Annotated in this window: 12 protein-coding genes; 5 read left to right on the top strand and 7 right to left on the bottom strand. The window is 67.0% G+C overall.

The annotated features are described in order from the left end of the window. Nucleotides 1-3 precede the first annotated feature (3 nt). Both ACZLHH_RS16085 and efp read right to left on the bottom strand, forming a co-directional pair. Complete coding sequence (locus ACZLHH_RS16085; protein WP_014037873.1) at nucleotides 4-1,347, bottom strand: TRZ/ATZ family hydrolase; 1,344 nt, start codon at nucleotides 1,345-1,347, stop codon at nucleotides 4-6. 197 nt (nucleotides 1,348-1,544) lie between these two features. After that, on the bottom strand, nucleotides 1,545-2,111 hold the full coding sequence (efp, locus tag ACZLHH_RS16090; RefSeq protein ID WP_014037874.1) for an elongation factor P: 567 nt from the start codon (nucleotides 2,109-2,111) through the stop codon (nucleotides 1,545-1,547). A 120-nt stretch (nucleotides 2,112-2,231) separates the two neighbouring features. On the opposite strand from efp, the gene epmB reads away from it, so the two are divergent. Continuing rightward, nucleotides 2,232-3,248, top strand: coding sequence for an EF-P beta-lysylation protein EpmB (gene epmB, locus ACZLHH_RS16095; protein ID WP_180844519.1), 1,017 nt, complete (start codon nucleotides 2,232-2,234; stop codon nucleotides 3,246-3,248). A gap of 73 nt (nucleotides 3,249-3,321) precedes the next feature. On the opposite strand, the gene ACZLHH_RS16100 is transcribed toward epmB, so the two are convergent. The 3 genes from ACZLHH_RS16100 to ACZLHH_RS16110 all read right to left on the bottom strand — a co-directional run bounded on the left by ACZLHH_RS16100 (nucleotide 3,322) and on the right by ACZLHH_RS16110 (nucleotide 7,194). Further along, nucleotides 3,322-5,448 (bottom strand): putative bifunctional diguanylate cyclase/phosphodiesterase, encoded by a 2,127-nt coding sequence (locus ACZLHH_RS16100; protein WP_032130248.1) that lies wholly within the window; start codon nucleotides 5,446-5,448, stop codon nucleotides 3,322-3,324. Continuing rightward, nucleotides 5,445-6,347, bottom strand: a complete 903-nt coding sequence (locus tag ACZLHH_RS16105; protein WP_478478788.1) for a phosphate/phosphite/phosphonate ABC transporter substrate-binding protein — start codon at nucleotides 6,345-6,347, stop codon at nucleotides 5,445-5,447. Before ACZLHH_RS16105 ends, ACZLHH_RS16100 begins: the two co-directional genes overlap by 4 nt. 76 nt (nucleotides 6,348-6,423) lie before the next feature. Further along, nucleotides 6,424-7,194 carry an RNA methyltransferase gene (locus tag ACZLHH_RS16110; protein ID WP_049401245.1) on the bottom strand — a complete coding sequence of 257 codons (771 nt, stop codon included), beginning with the start codon at nucleotides 7,192-7,194 and terminating at the stop codon, nucleotides 6,424-6,426. Between the two features lie 120 nt (nucleotides 7,195-7,314). On the opposite strand from ACZLHH_RS16110, the gene ACZLHH_RS16115 reads away from it, so the two are divergent. Further along, nucleotides 7,315-8,142: an inositol monophosphatase family protein gene (locus ACZLHH_RS16115; protein WP_049401244.1), complete on the top strand. Its 828-nt coding sequence runs from the start codon at nucleotides 7,315-7,317 to the stop codon at nucleotides 8,140-8,142. Nucleotides 8,143-8,890: 748 nt separating this feature from the next. Here the strand turns inward: ACZLHH_RS16115 and htpX are convergent. Beyond that, nucleotides 8,891-9,757 carry a protease HtpX gene (htpX, locus tag ACZLHH_RS16120; RefSeq protein WP_049401243.1) on the bottom strand — a complete coding sequence of 289 codons (867 nt, stop codon included), beginning with the start codon at nucleotides 9,755-9,757 and terminating at the stop codon, nucleotides 8,891-8,893. 93 nt (nucleotides 9,758-9,850) lie between these two features. Here htpX and gluQRS point away from each other — a divergent pair, with 93 nt between their 5' ends. The 3 genes from gluQRS (at nucleotide 9,851) to phaR (ending at nucleotide 12,252) form a co-directional block, all read left to right on the top strand. Continuing rightward, complete coding sequence (gluQRS, locus tag ACZLHH_RS16125) at nucleotides 9,851-10,771, top strand: tRNA glutamyl-Q(34) synthetase GluQRS (protein WP_049463080.1); 921 nt, start codon at nucleotides 9,851-9,853, stop codon at nucleotides 10,769-10,771. A 17-nt stretch (nucleotides 10,772-10,788) separates the two neighbouring features. Beyond that, nucleotides 10,789-11,529 carry an acetoacetyl-CoA reductase gene (phbB, locus tag ACZLHH_RS16130; RefSeq protein ID WP_032130254.1) on the top strand — a complete coding sequence of 247 codons (741 nt, stop codon included), beginning with the start codon at nucleotides 10,789-10,791 and terminating at the stop codon, nucleotides 11,527-11,529. 183 nt (nucleotides 11,530-11,712) lie between these two features. Continuing rightward, the gene (phaR, locus tag ACZLHH_RS16135) at nucleotides 11,713-12,252 is read left to right on the top strand and encodes a polyhydroxyalkanoate synthesis repressor PhaR (RefSeq protein WP_032130258.1); all 540 of its coding nucleotides are present in this window, start codon (nucleotides 11,713-11,715) and stop codon (nucleotides 12,250-12,252) included. Nucleotides 12,253-12,326: 74 nt separating this feature from the next. On the opposite strand, the gene ACZLHH_RS16140 is transcribed toward phaR, so the two are convergent. Further along, nucleotides 12,327-13,280: a TraB/GumN family protein gene (locus tag ACZLHH_RS16140; RefSeq protein WP_132810515.1), complete on the bottom strand. Its 954-nt coding sequence runs from the start codon at nucleotides 13,278-13,280 to the stop codon at nucleotides 12,327-12,329.

A 13,280-nucleotide genomic window follows, 5' to 3' on the forward strand; every position in this document is an offset into this window, starting at 1 on the left:
GGTTCAGGCGCGGATATGACGGATGCGCTCGCGCCACTGGCGCGCGTTGGCGATGATGCCCGGCAGGTCCATGCCGACCAGCTCGCGCTGCACCAGCTTCGGCTTGCCGGCAATCCAGACGTCGCTGACCTGCTGGCGGCCGGTGGCGTACACCAGTTGCGACAGGACGTTGTGCAGCGGCTGGGTTTCCAGCGCGGACAGGTCGACGCAGACCAGATCGGCCTGCTTGCCGACTTCGATGGAACCGATGCGGTCGCCGAAGCCCAGTGCGCGGGCGCCACCCAGGGTGGAGGCGCGCAGCGTGGTCGCTGCATCGAGCGCGGTCGCATCGTCGGCCACGGCCTTGGCCAGGATCGCCGCGGTGCGGTTCTCGCTGAACATGTCCAGGTCGTTGTTGCTGGCGCAGCCATCGGTGCCGATCGCCAGGTTCACGCCGGCGCGCTGCAGGGCGCAGGCCGGGCAGAAACCGGAGGCCAGCTTCAGGTTCGATTCCGGGCAGTGCACCACGCTGACGCCACGTTCGGCGCACAGGTGGATTTCCGCATCGGTCAGCTGGGTCATGTGCACCGCGATCAGGCGGTCGTTGACCAGGCCGAGCCGATCCAGCCGCGCCAGCGGGCGCTGGCCGTGCAGCTTGATCGAATCGTTGATCTCCTGCGCGGTCTCGTGGGTGTGCAGGTGCACCTGCATGTCGAGCTGGTCGGACAGCATCCGCACCCGCTCGAAGTTGGCATCGTTGACCGTATACGGCGCATGCGGCGCGAACGCGGTGCCGATCAGCGGATCGGTGCGCCACTGGTCATGCAGTTCACCGGCCTTGGCGAAGTACTCGTCGTCGGTCTTGGCCCAGGCGGTGGGGAAATCGATGATGACCGCGCCGACCAGCGCGCGGAAACCATGCTTCTTGTAGACGGCGGCCTGCACATCGCCGAAGAAGTAGTTCTCGTTGGCGCAGGTGGTGCCGCCGCGCAGCATCTCGGCGATGGCCAGGGTGGTGCCGTCGGCGACGAATTCGGGGCCGATCACCGCCGCTTCCACCGGCCAGATGTGCTGCTGCAGCCAGGTCATCAGCGGCAGGTCGTCGGCGACGCCGCGCAGCAGGGTCATCGGGTTGTGCGTGTGCGCATTGACCAGGCCCGGCATCAGCGCCGCCTCGGGGCGGCTGACCACCTGGGTGGCGCGGAACCGTGCGCGGGCCTCGGCACGCGGCAGGATGGCCACGATCTCGCTGCCACGCACGGCAACGGCATGGTCTTCCAGCACCACCGCATGCGGCTCGATCGGAACGACGTAACCGGCTTCGATGAGCAGGTCGCAGGCTTCGGGGAGGTGCGGGCTATCGCTCATGCGGGCTCACTGGCTGTGGGGCGAGATACTTCTGGGGGACACGCCCCTGAGTCAGGGGCTGCCGCGAAGCGGCGGGGTCTGGAGACTCGTGAAGCGGGGCCCATGATCTGCCGAAGCAGATCATGGGAGCGCCAGCGCGGATGCGATGGCGCGTACCCGGCCAGCGGCCGGCACTACCATGATCCGGCTGCGCCGGATTACTTGACGCGTGCGGAGTATTCGCCCGAACGGGTGTCGACGCGGATCACTTCTTCCTGGTTCACGAACAGCGGCACGCGGACCACGGCGCCGGTTTCCAGGGTGGCCGGCTTGCCGCCGCCGCCCGAGGTGTCGCCACGGACGCCCGGATCGGTTTCGGTGATCTTCAGTTCAACGAAGTTCGGCGGCTGCACGAAGATCGGCTCACCGTTCCACAGGGTGACCACGCAGGACTCTTCGCCCTTCAGCCACTTCTCGGCGCCGCCCATGCCGGCCTTGGTGGCCTGGACCTGCTCGAAGGATTCCGGGTCCATGAAGTGCCAGTACTCGCCGTCGCTGTACATGAAGTTCATGTCGGTATCGACGACGTCGGCTGCATCCAGCGAGTCGGTCGACTTCATGGTGACTTCCTGGGTACGGCCGTCCTTGATCAGGCGGTACTTCACGCGGGTGAAGGCCTGGCCCTTGCCCGGCTTGACGTATTCGGTGTCGATGATGACGGCCGGTTGGTTGTTGACCAGGATCTTCATCCCGTTCTTGACGTCGTTCATGCCGTAGCTGGCCATGCGTAAACTCCTGAGTGGCAAAAACGCCGCGGGTGCGGCGAGCCGTTAGAATGGAAAGCCCACCGGATGCCGGTGGGCGACTGTTTTTCTGCCCCCATGATAACCGCAGGCCCCCTCTCCATGCAGCTTTCCGCCTTCCCACGGCCCCAGTCGCCAGGTGCGCCCGCGCGCTGGCAGCAGCTCTGGCGCCAGGCGCTGCGCGACCCGCACGCCCTGCTGGCCCGGCTGCAGCTGGACCCGGCCGCGCTGGGTGTCTCGGAAGCGGCCATGGCCCAGTTCGCGCTGCGCGTGCCGGAGGGCTTCGTGGCCCGCATGCGCCCCGGCGATGCGGCCGACCCGCTGCTGCGTCAGGTGCTGCCGGTCGACGAGGAAATGCACCCGGCGCCCGGGTTCAGCTTCGATGCGGTGGGCGATGGCGCCGCCAAGAAGGCCACCGGCGTCATCCAGAAGTACCGTGGCCGCGCCCTGCTGGTCGCCACCGGCAGCTGCGCGATCAACTGCCGCTACTGTTTCCGCCGCCACTTCGACTATGGCGCGGAGAACGCCGCCAAGGGGGGATGGCAGGAGGCCGTAGCCGCCATCGCCGCCGACCCGGACATCGACGAGGTGATCCTGTCCGGCGGTGACCCGCTGTCGCTGGCCACGCACAAGCTGGTGGAACTGACCGACGCCCTGCGCCAGATACCGCACATCCGCCGCCTGCGCATCCATACCCGGTTGCCGATCGTGCTGCCGGAGCGCGTGGACGATGAACTGGTCTCCTGGCTGGGCAGCCTGCCCTGGCCGCTGGCGATCGTGGTCCATGCCAATCACGCCAATGAATTCGACGCCAGCGTGGACGCAGCGATGGCCCGCCTGCGCGGCACCGGCGCCCAGCTGCTGAACCAGGCGGTGTTGCTGCGCGGGGTCAACGACAGCGTGCAGGCCCTGCAGGACCTGAGCGAGCGCAGCTTTGCTGCTGGCGTGCTGCCCTATTACCTGCACCAGCTGGACCGGGTCGAGGGCGTGGCCCACTTCGAAGTGGACGACACCCAGGCCAAGGCGCTGATTGCCGGCCTGACCGCACGCCTGTCCGGCTACCTGATCCCCAAGCTGGTGCGCGAACTGCCCGGCGACCCGAGCAAGCGCCCGCTGTAACAAAAAAGGGGACGGAGGGAATTAAGTCGCTTATGCATTTGCGACTTAATTCCCTCCGTCCCCTTTTTGGGGGTCAGACGCCCGATTCGATCATCCGCACCACTTCGGTGGCGGTCACCGGGTGGCTCAGCCAGTAGCCCTGGCCAAGGTCGCAGCCGCGCTGCGCCAGCAGCTCGAACTGTGCCTGCTGCTCGATGCCCTCGGCCACCACGGTGATGCCCAGCGCGTGGGCCATGGCGATGATCGCCGTGGTCAGCGCAAGGTCGTCGGGATCGCGCTGCATGTCGGCAACGAAGCTCTTGTCGATCTTCACGCCGTCCACGGGCACCTGGCGCAGATGACTGAGCCCGGAGAAGCCCGTACCGAAATCGTCCAGCCACACCTTCACGCCAGTGCGGTGCAGCTTGTCCAGCAGCTGCGCGGCAACCATCTCGTCGCCGATCACGGCGGTTTCGGTCAGCTCCAGGTGCAGGCGCGACGCCGGCAGCCCGGACTCATGCAGGCACTGCGCGACCAGTGCCGGCAGTTCGCCGCCACGCAGCTGCCGCGGTGACACGTTGACCGACACGAACAGATCATCGCCCGCTGCCCCGCGCGGCCACTGCGAGGCCTCCATGCAGGCCGCACGCAGCACCTTCGGGCCGATGATCTCGATCAGGCCACTCTGCTCGGCCACCTCGATGAACACCGAGGGCGGGATCGTGCCCAGGGTCGGATGCTGCCAGCGCAGCAGTACTTCAACGCCGACCATGCGGCGGTCGCGCATGCGGAAGATCGGCTGGTAGGCCAGGCGCAGCTCACCGCGCTCCCAGGCGCCGCGCAGCTCCTGTTCCATATGCACGCGACGCTCGACCGCATGGTCCATCGCCCGGCTGTAATAGCGATAGCAGTTCTTGCCGGCCATCTTCGCCTGGTACATGGCGATGTCGCCGTTCTTCAGCAGCGTGGTCGCATCGGCAGCATCGTCGGGGAACAGGGTCACGCCGATCGAGGTGCCCAGGAACAGTTCCCTGCCCTGCACCACCAGCGGCTTGCCCAGCTCGCGCACCAGCACTTCGGCCAGCAGCCGCGCATTGGCCGCCACGTCGCCATCTCCGACCAGGATCACGAACTCGTCGCCGCCGAAGCGGGCCAGCAGGGCTTCATCGCCCCCGGCCTCGGTGACCGCGCGGCCGATACGCTGGGCGAACTGCAGCAATGCCTCATCGCCGGCCTCGTGGCCAAGGGTGTCATTGACCCGCTTGAAATCGTCGATATCGGCGAACAGAAGGCCCAGCCGGTGATTGGCGGCACGGGCCGCCATCAACCGATGATCAAGCGCCTCGCGGAATGCCAGCCGGTTGGTCAGCCCGGTCAGCGCGTCGGTATAGGCCATGCGCCGCACTTCGCGGTCATGGCGTGCGATCGCATCGCGCATCCGGGCGAAACCGCGGACCAGTTCGCCGACCTCGTCGTCGCGGGTGTTCTCGGCCAAGGGTGTCTGGTAGTCACCGGCCTCGATGCGGCGGGCGGCGACGGCAAGATCACGGATCGGCGCGACCAGGGTGCGCTGCACGTACAGGATCACCACCACGCCGATCACCACCAGCAGGCCCAGCATCAGCAGCAGCCAGCCCAGGTGACGGCTGCCGACCTGCTGCAGGCGCTCGCCCAGGGTGGCGTTGGCCGCCTGCTCGCGCTGCTGCACCTCATCCAGCGCCATGCCGACCCGGACGCCGCCAATGCGCTGGTTGCCGATCATGATCGGCATGGTGTTGTCGAGCACCTTCGGTGACTCCTGCACGACCAGCATCTGCGCGGCCGCGGCCTTGGGTGCCAGTGGATCGGCCATCGGCTGACCGAATCCAGACACCTCGACCGAGCCATCGTGTACCAGCCGGCCGCGTTCATCGAACACCAGTACATAGCGCACCACGGGCTGGCGCGCGGTACTGCGCACCAGTACGCCCACCTGGTCCAGGTCACGGTAGTACAACGGGTTGGCCAGCGCGTCGGACAGCTCACGCGCCATCGCCTCGCCGCGGCTGCGCACGCTGCGGTCGAACAATTCATGGATGACGCCGCCGCTGAGGTTGCGCACCTCGCCCTGCATCGCGGCCTGCCGCCCCAACAACACCGCAAGGATCGCGATCACCACGACCATCGCCCCGCCCATCGCAAGCAGGAACCGGGCCTGCATCCCCGAGCCAAGCCACTTCATTCCACTTCCATCCGCACGCGCGTCAATCCTTGTTTCAATTCATCCAACCGCTGCTGCGCATGCGCATCGACGCGGTGGAACCCGGAAGTGCCAAAAAACCGATGCAGCGCCCCCTGTGCCTGCGGGTCGCTGGCTGCCTGCAGCAGTACTTCCTGCAGGCGATCGCGCACGCTTGGATCAAGGTCGGCGCGGACCATCTCCACCGCACGCGGGTAGGGCTCGGTGCGCAGCAGCTCGCGGAAGTCGCGCCGGAACGCTGCCGGCATCCGCCGCTCGTCGTTCCAGTCCACGCTGCTCACCGCCCCCACGTCAACCACCCCCTTGTGCACGAACGTCGCGATGTTCAGCTCGCTGCGTGCAAACACGTAACCCACACTGTCCCGGCCCGGCATGTCCCATGCACCGGCCAGGATCTGGGGCGACAGGCCCTCCTGCAGCAACGTCATCACCGGCACCAGATAGGCACTGGTGGACGCCGTGTTCTGCAGGGCCAGGCGATGGCCCCGCAGATCCTGCACGCGCTGGATCGGGCTGTCGCGGCGCACGAAGAACACCGTCTGGTAATCACGCACGCCGTTGCGCTCGGTCAGCAGCAGTGGACGGGCGCCACTGCGCTGGCCCAGCGCCACTGCCGTACCGGAGGTTTCCGTGACCCAGTCGACCCTGCCCCGCCGCAGATAGCTGGCCATCTGCTGCGGGTCGCGTGCCATCAGGATCCTCCCCTCCTTGATGCCAACGTCGTGCATGCGCGCCACCACGTAGTCCAGCAATGGTTGCAGCTGCTCGTAATGGGCCTTGGGATCATCGCTGATCCGGCCCAGCACCAGCACCGGGTCCGGTGCTGCACGCACCGTCCCGGCCAGCAGGACCATGGCCAGGCTCAGCAGTCCCCCCTGCATTGCCTTTCGCAGACCCGACACAGGCTTCATCCCCCCTGGGTATCCGGACAGACTACCCGAAAAAATGAGAACGTCGTCAGCTGTCCTTGCCGCCTGCCTGGGCCAGTCGCGCCATGCGCTGGGTGTCGGCGAGGATGCCGCGCAGCAGGCGCACTTCCTGCTCGCTCGGCTCACTGCGCAGGAACAGGCGGCGCAGCTTGCGCATCGCCGATTCCGGGGCGCGGCCCTTGTGGAAATCGATCTCGTCCAGCGTGTCGGCAAGCTGGGCGAAGAAGCTCTCCATCTGCTCGTGGCTGGCCGCCTGTTCGCGGAAGCCGGGCTCGGCATCGGTGGCCGGCTGCGCGCCCAGCAGCTGCATGCGCGTTTCATAGGCCAGCACCTGCACGGCGGCAGCCAGGTTGAGCGAGCTGAACTCCGGGTCGGACGGGATGTGCACCGCTGCATGGCAGAGCTGCAGTTCCTCGTTGGTCAGGCCGGTGCGCTCACGGCCGAACACCAGCGCAACCTCGGCGCCTTCACCGGCTTTGGCCACCGCGCGGGCAGCGGCGTCGGCGGGCAGGTACTCCTCCAGCTGGACGCGGCGGGCACGTGCAGTGCAGCCCAGCACCAGGCGGCAATCGGCCACCGCCTCGGCCAGGGTGGCCACCACCGGGGCATCCCCCAGCACGTCTTCGGCACCGGCCGAGCGGCGGAAGGCCTCCTCGTCCAGTGGCTTTTCGGGGGCAACCAGCACCAGGCGGGCCAGGCCCATGGTCTTCAGGGCGCGGGCGGCGGCGCCCATGTTGCCGGGGTGCTGGGTACCGACCAGGACGAATCGGAGGCGGGTGGCGGCAGGAAACTGGGACATGAACAGGGAAAAGGTCGAGCTGGACGATGACCAATGGTAAACTGTGCGGCCGGCCACTGCGCCGGACCCGCTCTTTTCCCCCGCCAGTCCATCTCTTCTGCCTTTCCGGGAGCCCACGCCATGCAGAAACCCGCCGTAACCGTCATGGTCAAGGCCGCCCGCCTCGCCGGCAACGTCCTGTTGCGCAACATCAACAAGCTCGAGGCACTGAACGTGGTGCAGAAGGGCCGGATGGACTACGCCAGCGAAGTGGATGCGGACGCGGAAAAGGTCATCGTCAAGGAACTCAAGCGCGCCTACCCCGAATACGGTGTATTCGGCGAGGAAGGCGGCGTGCAGGGCGAGCGTCGCCACATGTGGGTCATCGACCCGCTGGACGGCACCAGCAACTACCTGCGCGGCGTGCCGCACTACTGCGTGTCGATCGCCCTGGTCGAGAACGGCGAGCCGACCGATGCGGTCATCTTCGACCCGCTGCGCAATGAACTGTTCACCGCCAGCCGTGGCGCCGGCGCCGTGCTGAACGACCGCCGCATCCGCGTGGCCGAACGCAAGGATCTGGAAGGCACCATGATCCACACCGGCTTCGCGCCGCGTGAGCGCAACCGCGCCAGCGCCCAGCTGAAGGCGGTCGACGCCCTGCTGGTACACGGCGAAGACATCCGCCGCACCGGCTCGGCTGCACTGGACCTGGCCTACGTGGCCTGTGGCCGCGCTGATGCCTACTTCGAAGCCGGCGTGAAGGCGTGGGACATCGCTGCCGGCCTGCTGCTGGTCCGCGAGGCCGGTGGCAAGGTCTGCGACTTCAAGGGCGCCACCCTGGGCCGCATGGACAACCGCGGCCCGGAGACTCACCAGATCGTCGCCGGCAACCTGAAGGTGGCCGAGTCGCTGCAGAAGGTGCTGGTGAACACCGGCTACGCCGCCGAGTTCGACGCCAAGTTCTAAGCGTCCCGGCAACGCGGCTCACTGAAACGGCACCTGCGAGGGTGCCGTTTTCGTATCCGCGGTGATCGTGCTTGTCACTTTCTTTGCTCGTGCACCGCGCTGCAGGAGCAGCGTGGAACGGCGTAGCCGGCCCGTAGGGTGGCGCACACGGATGTGCGCCATCAAGAAAGTAACCAAAGAAACGCTCCGCCGGCCGCGAGCCGACGTGCTTCGCACGCCGGTGCCCTGCGCTCCTCGGTCCGTCGAGGGACGGTGCGGGAACTCGCTGCGCTCAAACACCCGCACCTCTTCGCCCTCGCCGGACCTGCGGTGCTCGGCTCGCTTGAAGGCGGACTGGAAGGTCAAGATCAAGGGCAAGGGCAAGGGCAAGGGCAAGGGCAACAGCATCCATGCATGGCGTGCATCTACCGGGTGCAGCTGTGGCATTTGACCTTGAGTCCGCCTTGAGCGAGCCGAGCATCGCAGGGGAATCAGGGCGAAGAGGCGCCGATGTTTGAGCGAAGCGAGTTCGGCGCCGCCCCCTGATTCGCCGAGAAGCGCAGGGAACCGATGCGCAGCATCGGATCGCGCCCCGGCGGCGTGTTTCTTTGGTTACTTTCTTTGCACGAGCAAAGAAAGTGACACCCCTCCGCGGTCGCGGAAATGACTCTCGCCGGGCCCTGCCCGGCACCACCGATGCGTGCGCGCACAAACAAAAACGCCCGGCGCGAGGCCAGGCGTTCCTGCGCTACCGTGGGAGTACGGAGGCTTACGCCACCGTCGACGCCCGCAGCGCGGCGATGCGCTCTTCCAGCGGCGGGTGGCTCATGAACAGCTTCTTCGCGGTCGAACCGGCAATACCGAACGCCGCGATCTGGGTCGGCAGCGTGCTCTGGCCGTGGTTGAGCTGCAGGCGCTCCAGCGCGGCGATCATCTTCTGGCGGCCGGCCAGCGAGGCACCGCCTGCGTCGGCGCGGAACTCGCGATGGCGCGAGAACCACATCGAGATCATGGTGGCGAACAGGCCGAACACCATCTCCAGCACGAACACGATGATGTAGTAGGCGAAGCCGCGGCCGCCGCCTTCGCGGTTGCCCGACAGTGCGCTGTCGATGATGCCGCCGACAACGCGCGCCAGCACGATGACGAACGTGTTCAGCACCCCCTGCAGCAGGGCCATGGTGATCATGTCACCGTTGGCGACGTGGGCGATCTCGTGGCCCAGCACCGCTTCGGCCTCGTCTTCGCTCATGTTGTGCAGCAGGCCGGTGGACACCGCGACCAGCGCATTGTTGCGGTTGGCACCGGTGGCGAAGGCATTGATCTCCGGACCTTCATACACGGCCACTTCGGGCATGCCGATGCCGGCCGCCTTGGCCTGGCGCTCGACGGTAGCCAGCAGCCAGCGCTCGGTCTGGTTGCGCGGCTCGGTGATCACCACCGCACCGGTGGAGCGCTTGGCCATCCACTTGGACAGCAGCAGCGAGATGAAGGAACCACCGAAGCCGAAGATGCCGGCCATGACCAGCAGGCCGCTCATCGAGCGCGAGTCCACGCCCAGGAGGGACATCACGATGCTGGCCAGGATCAGCACCGCAAGGTTGGTCGCTAGAAAGAGGGCAATACGGGTGAACATGGGAAATTCCGGCTCGGAAGGGGTCGATATCGATCAATTTGCGGTGCGGTCAGCTTGAATTCAAGCGCCAACCTGACCGACGATTCAGCCAGCATGACCTCCCCCATTCCCTGCGGCCGTTTCGCCCCTTCGCCGACCGGCCTGCTCCACCCCGGATCCCTGCTCGCCGCCTTCGGCAGCTGGCTGCTCGCCCGCCATCACGGCGGCCTGTGGCGGCTGCGCGTCGAAGACGTCGACCCGCCGCGCACCGTGCCCGGTGCGGCGGAATCACAGCTGCAGGCGCTGGCCGCGTTCGGCCTGGGGCACGATGGCCCGATACTCTGGCAGAGCACGCGCGGCGAGGCTTACCAGGCCGCGCTGGATGAACTGCTCGCCAGCGACCAGGCCTTTGTCTGCCACTGCAGCCGCAGCGACCTTGCCGCCAGCGGCGGCATCCATCACCGCTGCGTCGCCCGGCAACCACGACCGGACCCGGCCGTCCGCTTCCGCGTGCCGCCCGGCAGCCTTGTGCACTTCGACGATGGCCTGCGCGGCCCGCAGCAGCAGGACGTGCATGCCGAGGTCGGCGACTTCGTGCTGCGCCGCGCCGATGGCTGCTGGGCCTACCAGCTGGCGGTGGTGGTCGATGACGCCGCGCAGGGGGTGACCGAAGTGGTGCGCGGTGCCGACCTGCTCGACTCCACCGCACGGCAGATCCTGCTGCAGCAGGCGCTGGGTCTGGCGGTGCCGCGCTACTGGCACCTGCCGCTGCTGCTGGATACGCCGGGCCACAAGCTGTCCAAGTCACTGGCGGCGCTGCCGGTGGACAGCGCACGCCCGCTGCCGGTGCTGCGCCAGCTCTGGCAGCTGCTCGGCCAAGCCCCTGAGGCGCTGGCGCAAGCACACGATCTGGACGCGCTGCTGGCTACCGCTCGGCGGGCCTTCGACCCGGCGCGGTTGCCGCGTAGCGACATCCTGTTGCCGGCCGGCGCACTTTCCGCGCCGATGTTGCAGAATCACCCTTCCCCCACCTGATACCCGGACAGCACTCCATGACATCTCGCGTCGCACTGGTCACCGGCGGAACCGGCGGCATCGGTACCGCCATCTGCCAACGCCTGGCCGACCAGGGCCACCGGGTCGCCACCAACTACCGCGACGAGGCCAAGGCCCGCGCCTGGCAGCAGGCGATGACCGAACGCGGCTACAGCGTGTCGATCTTCCCGGGCGATGTCTCCGATCCGGACAGCGCCGAAGCGCTGGTGCGCGCCGTCGAGACCGAACTGGGTCCGGTCGAGATCCTGGTCAACAACGCCGGCATCACCCGCGATACCACCTTCCACCGCATGCGCGCGGACCAGTGGCACGATGTGATCAACACCAATCTCAATTCGGTGTTCAACGTCACCCGTCCGGTCATCGAGGGCATGCGCCGCCGCGGCTGGGGCCGGGTCATCCAGATCAGCTCGATCAACGGCCTGAAGGGCCAGTACGGTCAGGCCAACTACGCGGCGGCCAAGGCCGGCATGCACGGCTTCACCATCTCGCTGGCCCGCGAGAACGCCGGTTTCGGCATCACCGTTAATACCATTTCGCCCGGCTACGTCGCTACCGACATGGTGATGGCGGTGCCGGAGGAGGTGCGTGCCAAGATCATCGCCGACATCCCCACCGGACGCCTGGGCAAGCCGGAGGAAATCGCCTACGGCGTCTCGTTCCTGGTCGCCGATGAAGCCTCGTGGATCACCGGTAGCAACCTGGACATCAACGGCGGCCACCATATGGGTTGGTAAGCCGCGCAGCGGGCCATCGCGGCGAACGCCGCCGGCCCCTGCCAAGAGTCATGCTGCGCAGCACGCAAACCCTTGTTGCGCAACATGATCGCCGCCGAAAGCCAAGCCTGGCGGGGGCTGAGGCGGTTGCAACGGCTGCTGCACTGCGCCATGCTGCGCGTCTACTGTGACGAGTACCGCTTCATGGCTGCGACCCGCATCATCAAGAAGTATCCGAACCGCCGTCTCTACGACACCGAGATCTCCAGCTACATCACCATCGAGGACGTGCGCCAGCTGATCCTGGACGGTGAAGACTTCGAAGTCCGCGACGCCAAGAGCGGCGACGACCTCACGCGATCGGTCCTGCTGCAGATCATCGCCGACCAGGAACAGGACGGCGAACCGATGCTGTCCACCCAGCTGCTGAGCCAGCTGATCCGCTTCTACGGCGATTCCCTGCAGGGCTTCATGGGTAACTACCTGGAGCGCAGCATGCAGGTCTTCCTCGACCAGCAGCAGCAGTTCCGCCAGCAGATGGGCAACCTGCTGGGGCAGACCCCGTGGGCGATGATGAACCAGCTGACCGAGCGCAACCTGGAGTTGTGGCAGGAATTCCAGCGCAACATGGGCACCGGCTTCGGTGGCCCGCGTCCGGGCGGCACCGGAACGGGAACCGGCGCAGGTACCGGCAACAAGCCGAACGAACCGGGCACCGGCACCGGCGGCAAGACCCGCCGCTGAGCTGCTGCAACGGCTGATACAAAAACGGCGCGCCCCTGGCGCGCCGTTTTGTTTGGCATCGCGCCAACGATACGTCAGCGTTTCGCCTTGCACCCCGTGCATACGCGCTCGACCTTGTACCCCTTCGCCTTCAGCTTCTCGACCACGCCGTCGTTGCCCAGCAGGTGCAGCGTGCCCACCACCACCAGCGTACCGCCCTGCCCTGCCTGCAGGTACGGCAGCAGCTTCGGCACCCAGGCGTCATTGCGGCCGGTATTGATGCGCTGATACAGCTGCGGATACTGCTGGCGCATTTCCGCCGCCATCCGGGTCCACAGCACGCGCTCGTCACCGCGGCGCCAGGCGTCGTGCAGCTGGCGTGCCTGCTCGTCGGCCTTGCCGGCCTGGTCCAGCGCTTCGGCCAGCATCTGACGCTGTTCCTGCAGCGTCATTCCGTCGAGCATGCCGATCTGGGTGTCGATGTCTTCCAGTCCCGCAGTCTTGCGCCCGGTCTTCTGCGCACGCTCCATGAAGTGACGGTCCAGGCCCAGTGCCGGGTCCAGGCCCAGCTTCTGCATCTGCCCGACCGAAATGCTCAGGCCGACAAACCACGGCTTCATCCCCTGCATCTGCGCCAGCGGCAGCTTGTTTTCGGTGGCGAACACCTGCAGCTTCTGCCAGGTCGCAGCATCCAGATCGCGCTTGAGCTCGCTGCCATCGGTGCGCACCGCCGCCTGCACCATGCGGCTGGCCAGCTGTGGCGACTGCATGTCTTCCGGCGACAGTTCGAACACGACCCGCTGCGAGGCTTCGAACGCCTGTTCGACATCGGACGACAACGGGTAATCCTGCGGCTTCAGCAGGTGGAAGGAACCGAGCAGGTAGAGGCGCGAGTCACCCGGGCCGGTCACTTTCCACAGCAACGGCACCGGCGGCTTGGCCGCCGCTGCGCCAGCGGTATCGGCTTGCACGGTACGCGCCGCAACCAGCGGTGCCAGCGCACAGGCCGCCAACAGAACGGTGGCACGCAACAGGGATCTGATCGGCAT

The organism is Stenotrophomonas sp. 28608_Sma (assembly GCF_056486185.1).

Excerpts from the sequence above, each read along its gene's own strand:
- phbB (WP_032130254.1), top strand. The coding sequence starts at position 10,789 with ATGACATCTCGCGTCGCACTGGTCACCGGCGGAACCGGCGGCATCGGT.
- efp (WP_014037874.1), bottom strand. The coding sequence starts at position 2,111 with ATGGCCAGCTACGGCATGAACGACGTCAAGAACGGGATGAAGATCCTG.
- ACZLHH_RS16140 (WP_132810515.1), bottom strand. The coding sequence starts at position 13,280 with ATGCCGATCAGATCCCTGTTGCGTGCCACCGTTCTGTTGGCGGCCTGT.
- htpX (WP_049401243.1), bottom strand. The coding sequence starts at position 9,757 with ATGTTCACCCGTATTGCCCTCTTTCTAGCGACCAACCTTGCGGTGCTG.
- ACZLHH_RS16100 (WP_032130248.1), bottom strand. The coding sequence starts at position 5,448 with ATGAAGTGGCTTGGCTCGGGGATGCAGGCCCGGTTCCTGCTTGCGATG.
- gluQRS (WP_049463080.1), top strand. The coding sequence starts at position 9,851 with ATGACCTCCCCCATTCCCTGCGGCCGTTTCGCCCCTTCGCCGACCGGC.
- ACZLHH_RS16115 (WP_049401244.1), top strand. The coding sequence starts at position 7,315 with ATGCAGAAACCCGCCGTAACCGTCATGGTCAAGGCCGCCCGCCTCGCC.
- ACZLHH_RS16085 (WP_014037873.1), bottom strand. The coding sequence starts at position 1,347 with ATGAGCGATAGCCCGCACCTCCCCGAAGCCTGCGACCTGCTCATCGAA.
- phaR (WP_032130258.1), top strand. The coding sequence starts at position 11,713 with ATGGCTGCGACCCGCATCATCAAGAAGTATCCGAACCGCCGTCTCTAC.
- ACZLHH_RS16105 (WP_478478788.1), bottom strand. The coding sequence starts at position 6,347 with ATGCAGGGGGGACTGCTGAGCCTGGCCATGGTCCTGCTGGCCGGGACG.
- epmB (WP_180844519.1), top strand. The coding sequence starts at position 2,232 with ATGCAGCTTTCCGCCTTCCCACGGCCCCAGTCGCCAGGTGCGCCCGCG.
- ACZLHH_RS16110 (WP_049401245.1), bottom strand. The coding sequence starts at position 7,194 with ATGTCCCAGTTTCCTGCCGCCACCCGCCTCCGATTCGTCCTGGTCGGT.